Below are 15,966 nucleotides of genomic sequence, written 5' to 3' on the forward strand. Positions count from 1 at the left end.
CGCCCGCAGCCGACCACCAACGGATCCCACAGCGTCGCGTTCGCCCCCGCCCCATTCCCACCGCCCACGGATCTCCGGCGTTGCGCCGATTCGTCTACATTCGCTCGCCCCAAACCTCGGCTGGCCAGTCTGATCGCCCACCTGGGCGGGCGAATTCGGGCGAATCGTCGCCAACCTCCACCCCGCCACCACCAAAGCCGGAACCCGCCAACTCCCCCCACACGACCACCCGCCGCCGAGGTTGAACAAACCAACCCCCGGGCATCGTCAAAAGCGTCCGATGAAGCACGACACGCCGGGTAACAAGCGCCCGATGAACGGTATGCAATCGCCTGCATGGGCGTGTCGAGCTCGGGTGGGGAGGCGGGAGGTTTGGACGGTGATCGAAGGGCTGTTTTGGCGACGGGATCGCGTGTAGGGAAGGGGCATGCATAGTTCGCTGCCCGGGAAGGCTGCCGAGATCCGGGCCCTGCTGCTGAACCTGATCGACTCCCTGCCCGAAGGGGCCGCCCTGCCGGCGGAGCGTGAACTCGCCGCCCGCTGGAACGTCGCGCGCATGACGCTACGTCGCGCCGTCGACGAACTCGTGATCGAGGAACTGCTGGTACGCCGCCACGGCAGCGGCACGTACACCACCCGGCCGAAGGTGGCGAAGTGGCTGGGCATGATGTCGTTCGCGGAGGACATTCGCCGTCGGGGGATGCGGCCCGGTACGAAAACGCTGGAGTTCCGGCAGGTCCGGGCCGATCGAGCCGTGGCCCGGCGGTTGCGAATCGCAGTGGGGGATCCGGTCATCACGTTCACCCGGTTGCGGCTGGCCGATGACCTGCCGATGGTGGTCGAGCGAACCGCCCTGCCCGGCAGTTACGTGCCGGACCTGCAGGCCTCGGACCTCGACGGCTCGCTGTACGACCTACTCGACGAGCGGTACGGCATCGAGCTGATCAGCGGCACGTCCAAGCTGGAACCGACCATGCCCGATCCGAAAACCGCCGAGTGGCTCGACATTCCGACCAGCCAGCCGTGCCTGGCTTCGCACGGCGTGAGCTTCGATCGGCGCGAGCGGGTTTTCGAGTACACCACCGCCGTCTATCGCGGCGATCGCTACGCCTTCACGGCCGAACTCCGGATGACCCCCACACCGCGCTCCGACGCCAACGGCCTCTGATCCCGCGACGACCACACGACGCCGGTGGCGAGTCCACCGACGGCGGGCACAACTACCGGCCGGACCAGGTCGTCGTACTGACCAGCAGCTCAGTCGCGGTAGTCGGCCAGGGTCGGTACGACCTGGTCGAACACAGCACGCTCCTCCGGCTTTGGCGCATGGCAGCCGATCTCGTCGAAGCCGATCGCCGCGTAGTCCGCAACCATCGCGCGAAAACCGTCAACCGACGACCAGGGCGTGATCGCACTGTAGGCAAGCAGGATCCGGCGCAACGGCCGGCCACTGCGTTCGAGCCGCTCGATCCGTTTCACCGACGCGGCCCGGAACTCGTCCTCCGGCGCCGTGCCGGGAAACGTGGTCCAGCCGTCCGTTTGGGCGGCTACCACGTCCAGTGCGCGAGGAGCGTTCGCCGCCACGATCAGCGGAATCCGCCCCTGGACCGGCCCGGCCGTCATGGCAGCCTGCTCGTAGCTGTAGTACTTCCCGGCATGGTTGTGCCCCAGGCTGCCTTGTCCGGTGGTCCGGTGCCGGACCATCGGGATCACCCTGCCACTCGGCGGGTTGAACTGGAGGTGCTTGAGTTGGTGGGGTGAGGCGTCGAGAGTGGAAACCGGAACCACCCGAGGAGAGACACGATGAGTATCCCGACCGGTCTGGCCATCGCGGTTGACGGTGGCCAGTCCGGCCTGCGACTGCGCGTATTGCCCGACGGCCGCGGTGGCTCCGGCCCCGGCTACACCCACGGGGACAAGGGGATCGCCGCTACCCTGGCCGCCGTACGTCGCGCGGCCGGCGAGGCGGGCGTTCTCGGTGAGCCGGTTGAGGTGGCCTGCCTCGGCCTGACCGGCTATCCCAACGATCCGTCGGACGTGCGGATGCTCGCCGCGGACCTGGCCGAACTCCTCAACGCCAGCGAGATCCGGTTGTGCGTCGACATGGTGACGGCCCACGCGGGTGCGCTGCCCGACGGGTACGGCGTGGTGATCGCCGCCGGCACTGGATCGGTCTGCCTGGCGGTCGATCACGGTGGCACCTCGCATCGGGTGGACGGCCACGGGTACCTGTTCGGCGACGTCGGCAGCGCCTTCTGGATCGGCCGGGCGGGGATCTCCGCCCTGCTGCGAGCACGCGACGGGCGCGGGCCGGACACGGCGCTGGCCGGTCTCGACTTCGACCCGATCAGCCTTTATCCCTCGCCGACCGTGGTGGATGACGTCGCGCGGTTCACGCCGGTTGTCCTGCGATTCGCGGCGGAAGGCGATTTCGTTGCTCAGGGCATCGTTCTGGACGCGGCGACCGGACTGGCCGACACTATTGCCGCAGGCATCAACTCGTTGCCAGGCGTCGACCTGGTCCCGGTCGCCTGTGTGGGTGGGGTTTTCCAGGCCGGCGAGCAACTCCTTGCGCCATTGCGGGATCGCCTGCCCGCCCGGGCGGATCTACGCCCGGCCGCCGGAACTCCACTGGACGGAGCAGCCCGGCTCGCGACGGGACCACTTGGACCGTACGAGAGACTGGTCACCGTCTACCGCTCGGGAGCCGGCGAATGACCTTGTTACTAGGGGCAATCTCGCTCGACGTGACACCGCCGCCGGGTCATCCCCTCGACGGGTACGCCGCCCGCGCCGCAACCGCGCTGGGCACGGCGGATCCACTCCGGGCCACGATGATCTGGCTGAGTACCGAGGACGATCCGGGCGTGCTCTGGCTCAGCCTCGACGCGGTCGCCGCCGGAACCGAGCTCACCGCGGAACTCGCCGCCGCCGCTTCGACCGCGACGGGTATTCCCGCCGATCGGGTGCTGGTCTGCGCGTCGCACACCCACTCCGGTCCGACCGGCTGGTCGGGGGCGATCCATCCGGTCATCCCTGGTGAGCGAGAGCCGGCGCTGTACAAACCGTTGATCGCCGCCGTGGAGTCCGCCTCGCTGCCGCGCCGGCCGGTAATCGCCGCATGGCATTCGACCGAGGTGACCGGCGTCGGCACCAACCGCTACCACCCGGACGGACCGCACGACAACACCGCCGGGGCCCTCGCGCTCCGCCAGTACGACGGCACGCTGGCCGCCGTACTGCTCGACTTCGCGTGTCATCCGACGGCGTACGGCCCCGAAAACCTGCTTTGGTCCGCCGACTACCCGGGCGCGGCCCGTACGGCGATCTCGGCCGCGCCCGTGGTCGGCTTTCTCCAGGGCGCAGCCGGTGACGTCAGCCCGCGCTTCACCCGGCAAGGCCGCGACGCCGCCGAAATCCGCCGCCTCGGCGGAATCCTCGCCGCCGGTGTGCTCGACGCCCTCGCCACGGAAGGCCACGCCGTACCGTCCGAAGCCCCGCAAATCCGCCGTACGACGATCCGCCTCCCCGTCCGAGACCTGCCACCCGCCGACGAAATCGCCGCCACCGTCACCGCCGCCCAACACGCCGTGGCCGGCAATTCCGCCAGCGCACGCGATTCCGCCAGCGCACGCGATTCCGCCAGCGCACGCGATTCCGGCAGCGCACGCGATTCCGGCAGCGCTGGCGATTCCGACGCGGCACGTGGTTCCGGCGGGGCTGGCGATTCCGGCGGGGCTCGTGACTCCGGCAGGGCACGTGGTGAAGCTCCGGCAGCGCGGATCGCCCAGACGCGACTGGACGGCGCGCGTGGTCAGGCGGCAATGCGCGACGCGGCCCTACCTGAGGCCTACGACCTCCCGGTCAGCGTGGTCACCCTCGGCGACATCGCCTGGATCCACCTCCCGGTCGAACCCTTCGCGGCCCACGGTCTCCACCTGCAAGCCGCAAGCCCGTACCCGATCACCCGCGTCATCGGCTACACCGACGGCTACTTCGGCTACCTGGTCGACCCCGAAGCCCACCAAACCGGCACCTACGAAGCCCTGATCAGCTTCTTCGACCCCACCGCCACCCACACCCTCCTCACCCAGACCCGCACCCTTCTCTAGCCCGCCCCGCCGCTGCATACCGTTCATCGGACCCTCGTGACACGGCGTGTCTCCGATCATCGGACCCTTGTGACGCGGCGTGTCGCCCTTCGTCGGACCCTTATAACCAAGGCCGTCCGCGGGTGCCGAGTGGGGATGCTCCTATGGACGCCGCCCCGTCGGCCATTGGCAGGCTTACGGTCGGCAGGGCTGGTGCGACGGAGGCCGTGTCCTCCTCCCGGACGTCTGAACGGGCCGCTGCCTGGCAGTGGCTGGCCACTCCGAAGGTGGGTTACCACCTGGGATTCCGGGGTGGTAACCCACCTCGCCGATGGCCAGCCATTCATAGGTGGCCCAGTAGTGCCCCGGGCGCGGATCGCGTTCGATGCCAGGGCCGGTGACGTGCAGCGTGAGCGCAAGGTTGTTGTCGTCGACGCTGGCCAGGTCGAGGCGACGATCTCCGCGTCCGCCGGAATGCCAACCGCCGCGAGTCGCCGGACCATGCGCTGGTCGCGCCGGAGCCCCTTCCCCAGCAGGATCCCGTACGCGTCAACGGCCCCCGCAGCCAGCGAGCGCCCGCCGCAGAAGCCGGGAGGTGGGGCCCGGGTTCTGCGGGGGGAGGTGGGCTAGAGGGCTAGTTCGGGTTGGAGTTTTTTGGCGGGCCAGACGCGTTGGTGGCGGGCGGCGAGGGTGGAGGCGAACAAGGCGGCTAGGGCCCAGGCGAGTAGGACGGTGAGGTCCAGGCCGAGGCTTGGGCCGGGGCCGCCGTACATGAGGTGGCGGACGCCGTCGATGGCGTAGCTCATCGGGAGAGCGTGGTGGAAGAAGTACAGCGGCTCGGGGATGGTCTGCCAGGGGAAGGTACCGCCCGCGCTGACCAACTGGATCACCATCAGTACGAGGCCGAGGAACTTGCCGACCGCGCCCAACCAGGCCGACAGGGCGTGCAGGATCGCGACGAAGGTCAACGAGGTCAGGACCAGGAAGGCCATCGTGAGCCACGGGTGGACCGCGTTGATGCCTAGGCCGATACTGACCGCGGTGAAGACCAGTGCGGCTTGAACCGCTCCCAGGATGGCTGGCGGCAGCCAACCTCCTAGTGCCACTCGGAGCGACGACTGGCTGGCTGCGAGGGCTCGGGGAGATAGAGGCCGGACTAGCAGGAAGAGCACGTACGCCCCGATCCAGCAGGCTAGGCACAGGAAGAACGGCGCAAGGCCCGCGCCGTAGCTGTCGGCCGTAGCGTCGGAGGAGTTCTGCAGGGCTACCGGCGCGCCAAGGGTCTCCGCGATGGCCTTGCGGGCCTCAGGCGACGGGTCCGGGATTTGCTTGGCTCCGTTGACCAGACCGGCTTCAAGCTGGGTGGAGCCCGTCACGAGCTTGGTCATGCCGCTGTTCAGCGAGGTGGCGCCATTCGCGAGCTGGGTCTGGCCGGTGACGGCCTGCTGCTCGCCGGTGGCCAGCTGGGAAGCGCCGGACTGGAGCGTGCCGAGGCCGGTTCGGAGCTGCTTGGCGCCGGTGTTGAGCTTGCCCGCGCCACTGGCCGCCGTACTGATGCCCTGGGTGAGGGCGGGCATGCCGTTGGCCAGCTGGGAGGCGCCGTTCGAGACTTGGCGGGAGCCGGTCGCGAGTTGGTTGAGCTGCTGGGACGTCGACTGGATCTTGGTATTCGCGGCGATGACCGGGCGGCGCAGTTTCGACGTCTCGATCAGTACCATCTTCACCTGCTGCTCGGTGAAACCGCGGGCGCGCAACCGGGCCGCCAGGTTGGCGTCGAGGGTCGAGAGGTCGCGCAGCAACGTGGAAGAGGCCGTCGCGACCTCCTTGCCCACGGTGGCGATCCGCTCGTTGCCATCGGCAACCTGGTCGGCGCCGTTCGCGAGCTTGCGGGTATCCGCGGGCAGCGAGGCCGTCTTCGTCTTGAGGGTGTTGAGCCCGGTGCGGAGCTGGCCGGCGCCGTTGGCGAGATCGCCCGCGCCCTTCGCTGCTTGACCCGCGCCGGTGTTGAGCTTGTTCGCGCCGGCGGCGAGCTGTTCCTGCGCGGTCTTGAGCTTGCCCGCGCCGGACTGGAGTTGCGCGGCGCCGGTGGAGGCCTGGGTCAGACCCGTCTTGAGCTGCGCGGCTCCACTCGCGGCCTGCGTCACCTGCCCGTGGATCGTGCTGAACCCGGCCAGCAATTTACTGGCGGCCGTCGAACTGACCTCGGCCGCGACGGACTTGGTGACCTCGGCAACAACCTGGTTCGCGATCGTATGGGCGAGGTAGTTGTTCGCGTCGTTGGTGGCCAGCTCGATCGTCGCCCGGCGCGGCTGGAACTCCGCGCTCGACGCGAGATCCTCCGAGAACGTCTTCGGCAGGATGAGCGCGAACGAGTACTTGCCGTCGGCAACACCCGCGTCGGCCTCGGCGCGACTGACCTTGTGCCAGTCGAAACTCCGCGACGCGAGGAGTTCGTCACCCACTCGCGGGCCGACGGTCAGCTTCTCGCCGGTGGACAACGTGGTGCCCGCGTCCTCGACCACGAGAGCGGTCGGGACCTTGTCGAGCCGCCCGTACGGGTCGTGGTTGGCGTAGAGGTAGAGGCCGCCGTACAGCATCGGCACGGTCAGCAGCGCGATCACCGCCAGCTTCGGCAACCGCCCGGCGGTGAGCCGCCGAAGCTCGCTCAGCGCCATCCGGATCGCGGTCATGCCTGCTCCTTCGCACCGGACGTACCGGCATCGCTCTTCTTGTCCTGCTCTTCACTCACTTCGTCCGCCGCCTCGTCCGCGCTCGCGGTCCCAGGCTCGGCCTCGGGCTCGTCTTGGGTGTCGGTCTCGGCCTCAGTTGGCGCGGCGGCCGGCTTAGGGCTGGGTGGCGGCGGGATCAGCATGTCCTTGCGCGACGGATCGTCCCCTGCCTCGGCTACCTCCGCCTCCGGGGCCTCCGCCTCGGCGGCCTCCGCCTCCGCCTCCGCAGCCTCCGCCTCCGCAGCCTCTTCCTCCGCGGCCACGGCCTCCGTGGTCTCCGTGGTCTCGACCGGCTTCACCACCGGAGGCACCTGCACCGGCGGAGGCGGCTCCAGCGAACCAAGCCGCGCGGCCGGAACATCCAGCAGCCGGGCCGACGACTCCGAGCAGGTGATCACGACGCCGTACCCACGCGCCGCCAGATCCCGCCCCACGCCGTACCAGTGATGCGGATCGCCACCGAGTCGATCCGGCAGCGTCAGGATCACCACCTGTACGTCGGGCCGGGCGACGGTCAGTTCGGCCAGCAGCCGGGTCCGTGCGTCGACCGGCAGGTGCTCGAACCGCATCTCCCCGAACTCGCTCGCGTCGTTCTCCTCCAGCCAGGCCTGTACGGCGCGACGGCCGGCCTTCCGCCCCGCGATGGCCAGTTCCTCGCCGATGACCGTGCGCACCGGCAATGCGTCGTCCGGCTCGGTGATACCCGGCGTATCCACGACCGCGACCCGGCGGCGCAGCGCGGCCATATCGGCCTTGCCGTCCAGCGTCACCCCGCCGCCGTCGACGCGCAGCCGACCGGACAGGCCGAGGGAAGCCGCCGTATGACTCGCGCCGGGATCACCCGCCAGGAGCACCAGTTGATGTCCGGACACGGCGATGGACGTCGGCGCCAGCATCGGGGCGTGCGGGCCCTTGACGCTGATGGCGTGCGCGCTGAGCTGCATCGATGACCTCGTTCAATACGGAAGTGTATTCAATACGTTTGTGTATTCAATACGGAACTGTATCCTATGACCATGGAACCGCCCAAGCGCCGTCGCTCCACCACCCGCGCCCGTCTGCTCGCCGGCGCGCAGGAGGTCTTCGCCGAGCGTGGCTTCCACGGCGCCTCGGTGGAGGACATCTGCGAGCGGGCCGGATTCACCCGCGGGGCCTTCTACTCGAACTTCGGCTCCAAGGACGAGCTCGCGCTGGCCCTGTTCCAGAGCACCACAGATCGCCTGCTGGAACAGATCGCCGCGCTGGTGCCCGCGCTGGCCGACCGCCCGGAGTCACTACTCGAGGCGGTGCTCGGCGTGCTTGAAGAGGCCGGTCCGGATCAGCGCCAGTGGCATCTGATCTCGACCGAGTTCACCCTGCACGCGCTGCGCGACCCGGCCGCGGCGAAGGCGTGGATCGAGCAGCGTGCGGCCTTCCGGCAAAGCCTGACCGAGCTGGTCGAGAACCTTGTCGAGAGCAACGAACTGAAGATGTCGGTGCGGCCGGACCAGTTCGTGCGGCTCGTGATCGCCGTACACGAGGGAGCTCGCGCCCAAAGTCTGCTCGAGCCGGGCGACGTACCAGCCGGCTCGCTCGAACGGGCCTTCCTGCCGCTGATGCTGAACGCGACCCTCAGCTGACGCGACCCTCGGGCTGAGGGATTCGAGCCAGCCGCTAGCCGACGCGTACGTCGACGCTGTGCAGGCCGGTGGCGCCATCCGGCGCGGGCGGTGCCTCGGCCTCGATCTGCGCGTTGCCCTGGGCATCGAACGCCCGTACCTGCAGGACATGGTTGCCCCGCGGTGCGTTCCAGGTCCAGTGCCATTGCCGCCAGGTGTCGATCGACCCGTCCGCAGCCAGCGTTGCTTGTTGCCAAGGGCCCCCATCGACGCGAACCTCGACCTTGGAAATGCCGACGTGCTGGTCCCACGCCACCCCGGCCACGGTCACCGGTCCGGGCTCGGCCTTCGACCGGGGTACGTCGATCCGCGAGGCAAGTTTGATCGGCCCCTGCGCCGACCAGCCGCGCGGTGTCCAATAGCCCTCGAACCGGTCGAACCGGGTCACCTCGATATCGGTCAGCCACTTCGTCGCCGAGACGTACCCGTACAGCCCTGGTACGACGATGCGCACGGGGAATCCGTGTTCGAGCGGCAGGGGCTCGCCGTTCATCGCGAAGGCCAGCATCGAATCCCGGTCATCGGTGAGCGTGCTGAGCGGCGTACCGGCGGTGAAACCGTCGTTCGAGGTGGACTTGATCGCGTCGGCGTTCGCCGCGGGACCTACCTCGGCGAGCAGATCCTTGAGCAGGATGCCGGACCAGAGGGCGTTTCCGACCAGGTCGCTGCCGACCTCGTTGCTGACGCAGGTCAACGTCACCCACTTGTGCACGATGTCGCGTTCGAGCAGCTCGGAATACGACAGCTCGAGCTCCTTGTCGACCATGCCGTGGATGCGCAACCGCCAGTCCGACGGCTTGATCAGCGGCACCGATAGGGCGGTGTCGATCCGGTAGAAGTCGGCGTTGGGCGTGGCCCACGGAGTCGCGCCAGGCGCCTGAACACCGGGCGGTTGGTCGAGTGTTGGCGGCTTCGGCAGGTTCAGGGCACGTCGCGCGTCGGCGACCTCGGTACGGCGTCCGCCGGCCAGTTGCGCGCCCGCCGCCACGGCGATGGTGCCGAGGCCAACTCCGGCGGACAACTGCAGGAATCCGCGACGCGTGACTTCACCGGAGGCCCCGGTCGTGGTGCTGAGGCGGTTCGCGAACAACCGAAGGATCAACAGCGCCGCGACCCCGCCCGCCAACGACGGAACGAAGTCGAGCTGGCCCGCATCCGGACGGGTCACCGCGGCGAGAATGCCCAGGCCCGAAAGCGCTGCCGTCAAAGCGGCGCCGGCCCACCAGCGTCGTACGGCGAGAATGCCGGCGACGGCCGCGAGAACGAGCAGAACAACAAGAATGCCGACGCGCAGAGCCGTTTTGTCGTGCACGCCGAACAATGAGATGGCCAGGTCCTTCAGCCACGGCGGGACCCGGTCGATGAACGCGGAACCGACCGCCACCACCGGGGTCTGCCGGCTGCCGAGAACAGCGGCCACTATCGAACCGGCGGCCAGGCCGGCCAACGCCGAGAGGATTCCGCCGAGGGCTGCCAGCGCTTTGGTGTCAGGCGCTTTGGTCTCACTGGCCGGCCGAGGTTCATTCACCTCTCAACCATCCCCCGGCAGGCCGCCCGACACCAGCCGGGCGGCCAATCCGTTAGCCGTGGGTAACACCCAGGTGAGGGCGGCCGTGCGGCCAGCGTCGTGCGTTGTCACGAACGGCGCGAAGGCGGCCGAGCACCACATCGGCGTCTTCGCCGATCTGGCTGGTCCAGAGTGAGTCGATCTCGAGGAGGTGGTCCGGCAGCGCTTCGCGAAGACGGCGTTTGCCCTCTTCGGTCAGCACCGCGAAGGACCCGCGAGCATCGTCCGGACAGGCCTCCCGGCGAACCAGGCCGGCATGTTCGGCGCGGTCGACGAGGCGGGTGATGCCGCCAGTGGTGACGGTCAACTCCCGTGCTAGTGAGGTGAGGCGCTGTTTCTCGCCGGGGCTGCGGGCCAGCCGCAGCAACAGTTCGAACATTGCCATTTGCAGGCCACTGCGCTTCAAACTATGGCGCATCAGATGATCGAGTTCGGCCGCTGCCTCCCGCAGCAGACCGTACGCGGTGATCACGTCGGTGTCCCATGGCTCCGTGGCCGGTGAGTCGGTGACGCGAGTGGGTTCTGCATCGGCGAGCGCTAGGGGCGAGCAAAGCGAAGGCGCGATGGTCATGAACGCAGAGCCTACGGGTCTCTCGGCGCATCCCGCTACACGGGGTGATCTTTTGGCAACGCAGGGAGATCCAGTTGAGCGGTCAAGAGCCTGCCTGTGGATAACTTTCGCGGCGCCAGACGGAATTTTGCCAGGCTTGTCCTGTTGCCGAAATTCACCTGCCGATCGGGGGATCCGCCGATGTTCAGTCGCTCTCAGCCGTCTCGTGATCCAGCGCGGCCATCGTTCGATCGAGGGTTTGTCGCGGCGGCGATACTCGTGGGCGCGATAGCCCTCTGCGGCCTCGCCCTCGTCGCTTCTGCCGTCCTCGACCCACCCACCTCGGTCTCCCGCTCGGCCGGTGCGTCTGACCCGAGCGGTACGCCGGAGTCGGCCTCTGGCGGTACGACGTCCTCGGCTGGTACGGCGGACCCGGGTGGTTCGGTAGCGCCCGATTTGTCCTTACAACCAGGGGATTCGGCCACGCGCGCGCCATCCGTACGGCCTGATGGCGACGCGAACCAACCCGGGCCGCGCGATGGACCGGCCGCGTGCGTCGTACCGGCCGGTGATCAGCGAGTGCCGTTGCGACCGCCGGGGCAGATCTCGTGGGAGGTGTGGAACCGCCTGGTCGTGCCGCGCTCGGGCGAGTTCGGCCCGGCCCGGATCGAACGCGACGGCTTCCGCCGGTGCTTCGCGCATTCGCCGACCGGCGCGGTTTTCGCGGCGTACAACGCGATTGCGGCGCTGGCCGACAACCGCCAAGCCGGTGCGGCCGCGGCCAAGATGTTGCTACCCGGACCCGATACGGACCGCCTGCTGGCCGATCTCGCCACCGAAAGCGCAGGTGGTCACGACGTACCGAGTCAGCTCGCGGGATTCCGGATCATCGATGCGAGCCCGGACCGCGTGGTCCTGGTGTTGGCGTTGCGGGTGAAGGACGCCTACGCGAGTACGACGTTCACGATGGTGTGGCATCGCGACGACTGGCGGATCCTCGCGCCACGGCCGGGCCAGCAGCTCGGCGCGCCATTCTCACGCTTGCCGGGACTAGGCGACTTCGTGCGCTGGAGCGGAATATGACCGGCCGGAGCGGCTGGAGCGGCCTGGTGGCATCCTCGTCCACTTGGCAGTTCGGCGTTTTCGGGGCGGAGCTACGCGGCTGGTGCGGGCGATGAGTTGCAGCCGGGTGGACATCGCGTGCAAGGTCGGCGAGAGCATGACCAACGCGGCGGGCGGTCTCGTCGAGGATCTGGCCGGCAAGGTCGGCGAGATGGCCGTCGCCGGGCTGAAGGCCGTCACGACGTTCTGGATGACGCTCGACTCCCCTGACCTGACCGAGACCTCTGAGCGCGACGGTGTGATCGCCTTCCTGCAGGAGCACACGCTGTGGATCGTGTTGTTGCTCTGCACGTTGTCGGTCATTGCCGCCGGGGCCCGAATGGCCTGGGAGATGCGCGGCGAATCCGCCCAGCAATTGCTGAAAAGCCTGCTGACACTGGTCGTTGTGGTCGGCGCGGCGGCGACGGTGATCCAGGCGCTGATCGAGATCGCGGACGTGTTCTCGCTGTGGATCATCGAGCAGGCCATGCCGAACAACGAGTCGTTCGAATCGATGCTCGGCTCGCTGGTCCTTGCGACGGGTGCCGCGGCGCCGGTGAGCCCGATGCCGTTGCTGGTCACGATGTTCCTCGGCCTGGCGGTCTTCGCCGCGTCGGCGATGCAGGTGATCTTGATGCTGGTCCGCTCGGCGATGTTGGTGTTGCTGGCGGGCACGTTCCCGATCGCGGCGGCCGCGACGAGTACCGAGATCGGGCGGGAGATGTTCCGCAAGTACTGCACCTGGACGATCGCCTTCATCGCCTACAAACCCGCGGCGGCGATCATCTACGCGGCCGCGATCAAGCTCGCCGAGAAAGGCCTGCTCAATCCAGGCAACGCGTTGGTCAACGCGCTGACCGGCTTCATGATGATGCTGATGGCGGTCCTGGCCCTCCCGGCGATGCTCCGCTTCATCGCCCCCATCACCACCGCCGTCGCGGGCGGTTCAGCAGGCGCGGGCGCCGGCATGGCCGCCGCGGGCGGTCTCGCCACCGGCGCAGTAGCCGTGGGCCCCCGCAAACCCAGCTGGTCCAACCCCACCTCAAGCGCTTCAGTCGGCGGTGGAGGTGGAGGTGGCGCGAGTGGAGCGCTCACTGCCGCGGCGGCCTCCCTCCGCGCGGCCGGAACCGGAACCCAGCAGGCCGTCGGCGCCCTCACCGCCGCCACCTCCCACTCAGCAGGCGAATCCAGCTCCGGTTCCACCCCACCCAGCTCCACCGCTCGCCCTCGTCCTCGAAGCACGGCCAGACGCCCTCACGCGAACTCCCCACCACCCCATAACCCCACCCGCGCCGCCTAACGGCGTGGACGCCGACGGCCGCGGGCCAACCTGGCACGGAAGACCTTCCCAGGACCGCGAGCGGGTGCGGCTTCACCACGACGTCGTTACCGGCGACGGGTATCCGGAGCAGCCGGGCCCCGCCTTCCCGCTGGACCAGCCCCACGATGGGCGTCGGCGTGGCCGGCCACCTCCCACGACGCGGCTGGCCGCCGCCAGGTCCATCGGCCCGTCGGTGCAGCAGCGCGTCACGCAGCGACGTACGACCGATGGCGGTTGGTCGCGGTGCCCTGGGAGTGGCTGGCCACTCGGAAGGTGGGTTACCACCTGGGATTCCGAGGTGGTAACCCACCTCGGCGATGGCCAGCCACTCCTAGGGGCGCTGCGGCTGTCGCCTAGGTCGTCGTACCGGCCGGGCCTGGTATCGCGGGCCTGGTATCGCGGGCGCCGATCGCCGATCGCCGATCGCTGAGCGCTGATCGCTGAGCGCGTCGCGTCGTCGGCGTGGGGAGGCGAGGCGCGGCAGTGCGAAGCTGGCATCACGTCATCGCTGTCAGGAGGGCTTCGGAGCCTACGGGGAGGTAGCCGGCGGCCAGGAAAGCGCGGAAGGAGGCGGCGTTGCCGGGGGTTACCTGCGCCCAGACGTGGCTGTCCGTAGGCGCGAGGGCGCGGGCGGTTTTGGCGAGGCGGCGGCCGTGGCCCTTGCCGCGGCTGGATTCCGGAACCTCCAGGGCGCATTCGAGCCGCCCGGCCAGGCCGTACCCGGTAAGGACCAATCCGCCGTCGGCATCGACGTACACCCGCACGTTGTCGCGGTACTGCCAGGCCCGTCGTACGCGCGGGTGGTCGTGATCGGTCAGCTCGGTCAGCCCGGCTGTCAGTTCCGCTCGTTCGGCGGCGTCGGTCAAGGCCGGGGCGAGCAGCATCGCGTCGATCGCGTTCACCGCACGGCCGGTGAGCTTCGAGAGAGCCTCGAGGAACGGCGGATTGAGCGGCGCCGAGAGATCGCCCGGCGGGAGTTGGCGGTGGACCCAGGCCGGATCGACGTCCGCGGCGACCACGATGTGCGCGGTCAGACCGATTACGCAGGTGTCGCGTTCGAACGGCGCGGGGATGACCGTGACGCTCAGATCCGGGGCGGGGAAGACGCCACGTTCGACGCCACGCAGAATGGCGGCGAGGGCGGCCGGCGGACTTGCTGGTTGGCTTGTCATCGGGTGACATTCTGGTCGAGAGCCCGATCGCGGGTTCGACCGGATCGGGCAGGTGGGAGCACAGGTGCGCAAACCGCAGGTGGTCAGGGCCGAGGGACTGCCCGAACGAGTCACCGTCTACGAGGTCGGACCGCGCGACGGCCTGCAGAACGAGTCGGCCATCGTCGATGTCGCGGTCAAGGCCGACTTCATCGGGCGACTGGCCGAGGCTGGGCTGACCACGATCGAGACCACCAGTTTCGTGCACCCGAAGTGGGTTCCGCAGCTGGCGGATGCCGCCGAACTGCTGAAGGCGATCGACCTACCGCCCGGCGTCCGCGCGCCCGTGCTGGTGCCGAACGAGCGAGGCCTCGACCGCGCGCTCGAAGCGGGTGTCGCCGAGATCGCGATCTTCGCCAGTGCGACCGAGACCTTCGCCGCGAAGAACCTGAACTCGACGGTCGACGAGCAGTTCACCATGTTCGCCCCGACGATCCGGCGTGCGCTTGATGCCGGTTTGGCCGTCCGGGGCTACGTGTCGATGTGTTACGGCGATCCCTGGCAGGGCGACGTACCGATCGAGCAGGTGGTGAGCGTCGGCGCCCGCCTGACCGAACTCGGCTGCCACGAACTCTCCCTCGGCGACACCATCGGCGTGGCCACGCCCGGTCAGGTCATCGCGCTGATCGAGGCCTTCGGCAAGGCGGGCGTTGGCGTCGAATCCCTCGCGGTGCACTTCCACGACACCTACGGCCAGGCCCTCGCGAACACGCTGACCGCCTTGCGCGAGGGCGTGACCACCGTCGACAGCTCCGCCGGCGGTCTGGGCGGTTGCCCGTACGCGGAAAGTGCGACGGGCAATCTCGCCACCGAGGACCTGGTCTGGCAACTCGACGGCCTCGGCATCGAAACCGGCGTCAACTTGGAGAAACTGGTCGAAACCAGCGTCTGGATGTCCACCCAGCTGGGCAAACCCGCCGCCAGCCGAGTGGTCCAAGCCCTGGCCGGCTGACACCCAGCCACGCACCCGCCAGATCTGGCGGGTGCGGCCAAGGCCTGAACTGCCCGGCTACTGCTCGATCGGTCGTGGCGCCCGGCGCAGCAGCACCTTGTCGGCGTACTGCCCGATCTTGTACGTCGACCAGCCGTCGACGCCGGCGCCAACCGCGCCCCCCAGCAGGGGCACGCGCCGAGTGACCGTGATGGCCATCCGCTTGCCGCCGATGTGGGCGATCAGTTCGCCGACGACCTCGGCCGAGACCAAGCGGTCCAGCTCCGGGTCGAACACCGGCGCGGTCGCCATCGCCAGCGGGGATGTCGGCAGGCTGGAGTTCTTCAGCCGGTCGGTGACACCGTCTTCGCCGAGCAGGCAGGTGATCACGGCCGTGCGCACCCGCGGATCATCGAGGTCGTAACCGCGCAGGCTGGCGATCGCCGCGACCATGCGGGTCTGCACCACGGCGAGTCCGGTCAGGTTGGTCGGCAGCGCGACCGGCAGCGTGATCAGACCGCCGATGCTGGTGAGGAATCCCTGCACCCCGGCGAGCCGGACATGCTGATCGATCACCGCTTCGAGCGCGGCCTGCACGTCGCGACGGCCTTGCGCGTCGGTCTCCTGTTTCTCCAGGTAGCGCGCGGCGACCGCCTCCGCCCCCGGGAAGCGTTGGTAACCGTCGATCGCCACTTCGAGGACGCGGCGCAGCGCCCCTGCCGCGGCTTGTGGGGCGAACCGCTGTGCGGCGGGCGCGAGACTGCTGGCGACGAACCTGGCTACTCCGGCCATGCCACTCCTCACCTG

General features: G+C 69.0%; 14 protein-coding genes. 7 read left to right on the forward strand and 7 right to left on the reverse strand.

The window, feature by feature from the left end; translation table 11 throughout:
- The first annotated feature begins 427 nt into the window (after positions 1-427).
- A complete protein-coding gene (locus ACFFGN_RS29080) occupies positions 428-1,168 on the forward strand; it encodes a GntR family transcriptional regulator (RefSeq protein ID WP_380053839.1) in 741 nt (246 codons plus the stop codon).
- Between the two features lie 89 nt (positions 1,169-1,257).
- Here the strand turns inward: ACFFGN_RS29080 and ACFFGN_RS29085 are convergent, their stop codons facing one another.
- Positions 1,258-1,704, reverse strand: coding sequence for an LLM class flavin-dependent oxidoreductase (locus tag ACFFGN_RS29085; protein ID WP_380053841.1), 447 nt, complete (start codon positions 1,702-1,704; stop codon positions 1,258-1,260).
- A 99-nt stretch (positions 1,705-1,803) separates the two neighbouring features.
- Between ACFFGN_RS29085 and ACFFGN_RS29090 the strand changes: the two genes are divergently transcribed.
- Positions 1,804-2,718, forward strand: coding sequence for an N-acetylglucosamine kinase (locus tag ACFFGN_RS29090; protein WP_380053844.1), 915 nt, complete (start codon positions 1,804-1,806; stop codon positions 2,716-2,718).
- A complete protein-coding gene (locus ACFFGN_RS29095) occupies positions 2,715-4,112 on the forward strand; it encodes a hypothetical protein (protein WP_380053847.1) in 1,398 nt (465 codons plus the stop codon). The genes ACFFGN_RS29090 and ACFFGN_RS29095 overlap by 4 nt, the downstream gene beginning before the upstream one ends.
- A gap of 605 nt (positions 4,113-4,717) precedes the next feature.
- Here ACFFGN_RS29095 and ACFFGN_RS29100 read toward each other — a convergent pair.
- On the reverse strand, positions 4,718-6,781 hold the full coding sequence (locus ACFFGN_RS29100) for a YhgE/Pip family protein (protein WP_380053849.1): 2,064 nt from the start codon (positions 6,779-6,781) through the stop codon (positions 4,718-4,720).
- Positions 6,778-7,764, reverse strand: a complete 987-nt coding sequence (locus ACFFGN_RS29105) for a hypothetical protein (RefSeq protein WP_380053852.1) — start codon at positions 7,762-7,764, stop codon at positions 6,778-6,780. The genes ACFFGN_RS29100 and ACFFGN_RS29105 overlap by 4 nt, the downstream gene beginning before the upstream one ends.
- 72 nt (positions 7,765-7,836) lie before the next feature.
- Here ACFFGN_RS29105 and ACFFGN_RS29110 point away from each other — a divergent pair, with 72 nt between their 5' ends.
- Positions 7,837-8,439 (forward strand): TetR/AcrR family transcriptional regulator, encoded by a 603-nt coding sequence (locus ACFFGN_RS29110; RefSeq protein WP_380053855.1) that lies wholly within the window; start codon positions 7,837-7,839, stop codon positions 8,437-8,439.
- Positions 8,440-8,473: 34 nt separating this feature from the next.
- On the opposite strand, the gene ACFFGN_RS29115 is transcribed toward ACFFGN_RS29110, so the two are convergent.
- Both ACFFGN_RS29115 and ACFFGN_RS29120 read right to left on the reverse strand, forming a co-directional pair.
- Positions 8,474-10,006, reverse strand: a complete 1,533-nt coding sequence (locus ACFFGN_RS29115; RefSeq protein ID WP_380053858.1) for a molybdopterin-dependent oxidoreductase — start codon at positions 10,004-10,006, stop codon at positions 8,474-8,476.
- Positions 10,007-10,058: 52 nt separating this feature from the next.
- A complete protein-coding gene (locus ACFFGN_RS29120) occupies positions 10,059-10,616 on the reverse strand; it encodes a MarR family winged helix-turn-helix transcriptional regulator (RefSeq protein WP_380053860.1) in 558 nt (185 codons plus the stop codon).
- Positions 10,617-10,796: 180 nt separating this feature from the next.
- Here ACFFGN_RS29120 and ACFFGN_RS29125 point away from each other — a divergent pair, with 180 nt between their 5' ends.
- Entirely contained in the window at positions 10,797-11,678 is an 882-nt protein-coding gene (locus ACFFGN_RS29125; RefSeq protein ID WP_380053863.1) for a DUF8175 domain-containg protein, read from the forward strand.
- Between the two features lie 91 nt (positions 11,679-11,769).
- Positions 11,770-12,996, forward strand: a complete 1,227-nt coding sequence (locus tag ACFFGN_RS29130) for a TrbL/VirB6 family protein (protein WP_380053866.1) — start codon at positions 11,770-11,772, stop codon at positions 12,994-12,996.
- Positions 12,997-13,514: 518 nt separating this feature from the next.
- Here the strand turns inward: ACFFGN_RS29130 and ACFFGN_RS29135 are convergent.
- Positions 13,515-14,189, reverse strand: a complete 675-nt coding sequence (locus tag ACFFGN_RS29135) for a GNAT family protein (protein WP_380053869.1) — start codon at positions 14,187-14,189, stop codon at positions 13,515-13,517.
- A 64-nt stretch (positions 14,190-14,253) separates the two neighbouring features.
- Here ACFFGN_RS29135 and ACFFGN_RS29140 point away from each other — a divergent pair, with 64 nt between their 5' ends.
- Positions 14,254-15,180 (forward strand): hydroxymethylglutaryl-CoA lyase, encoded by a 927-nt coding sequence (locus tag ACFFGN_RS29140; protein WP_380053872.1) that lies wholly within the window; start codon positions 14,254-14,256, stop codon positions 15,178-15,180.
- A gap of 57 nt (positions 15,181-15,237) precedes the next feature.
- Here the strand turns inward: ACFFGN_RS29140 and ACFFGN_RS29145 are convergent, their stop codons facing one another.
- Positions 15,238-15,951 (reverse strand): EcsC family protein, encoded by a 714-nt coding sequence (locus tag ACFFGN_RS29145; RefSeq protein ID WP_380053876.1) that lies wholly within the window; start codon positions 15,949-15,951, stop codon positions 15,238-15,240.
- Between the last annotated feature and the right edge of the window lie 15 nt (positions 15,952-15,966).

Origin of the sequence: Kribbella deserti (assembly GCF_042434725.1) — a bacterium.
Classification (GTDB): domain Bacteria; phylum Actinomycetota; class Actinomycetes; order Propionibacteriales; family Kribbellaceae; genus Kribbella; species Kribbella deserti.

Bases quoted from the DNA above. Each gene is read 5' to 3' on its own strand.
- ACFFGN_RS29080 (WP_380053839.1), top strand. From the start codon at position 428: ATGCATAGTTCGCTGCCCGGGAAGGCTGCCGAGATCCGGGCCCTGCTG.
- ACFFGN_RS29085 (WP_380053841.1), bottom strand. From the start codon at position 1,704: ATGGTCCGGCACCGGACCACCGGACAAGGCAGCCTGGGGCACAACCAT.
- ACFFGN_RS29090 (WP_380053844.1), top strand. From the start codon at position 1,804: ATGAGTATCCCGACCGGTCTGGCCATCGCGGTTGACGGTGGCCAGTCC.
- ACFFGN_RS29095 (WP_380053847.1), top strand. From the start codon at position 2,715: ATGACCTTGTTACTAGGGGCAATCTCGCTCGACGTGACACCGCCGCCG.
- ACFFGN_RS29100 (WP_380053849.1), bottom strand. From the start codon at position 6,781: ATGACCGCGATCCGGATGGCGCTGAGCGAGCTTCGGCGGCTCACCGCC.
- ACFFGN_RS29105 (WP_380053852.1), bottom strand. From the start codon at position 7,764: ATGCAGCTCAGCGCGCACGCCATCAGCGTCAAGGGCCCGCACGCCCCG.
- ACFFGN_RS29110 (WP_380053855.1), top strand. From the start codon at position 7,837: ATGGAACCGCCCAAGCGCCGTCGCTCCACCACCCGCGCCCGTCTGCTC.
- ACFFGN_RS29120 (WP_380053860.1), bottom strand. From the start codon at position 10,616: ATGACCATCGCGCCTTCGCTTTGCTCGCCCCTAGCGCTCGCCGATGCA.
- ACFFGN_RS29125 (WP_380053863.1), top strand. From the start codon at position 10,797: ATGTTCAGTCGCTCTCAGCCGTCTCGTGATCCAGCGCGGCCATCGTTC.
- ACFFGN_RS29130 (WP_380053866.1), top strand. From the start codon at position 11,770: ATGAGTTGCAGCCGGGTGGACATCGCGTGCAAGGTCGGCGAGAGCATG.
- ACFFGN_RS29135 (WP_380053869.1), bottom strand. From the start codon at position 14,189: ATGACAAGCCAACCAGCAAGTCCGCCGGCCGCCCTCGCCGCCATTCTG.
- ACFFGN_RS29145 (WP_380053876.1), bottom strand. From the start codon at position 15,951: ATGGCCGGAGTAGCCAGGTTCGTCGCCAGCAGTCTCGCGCCCGCCGCA.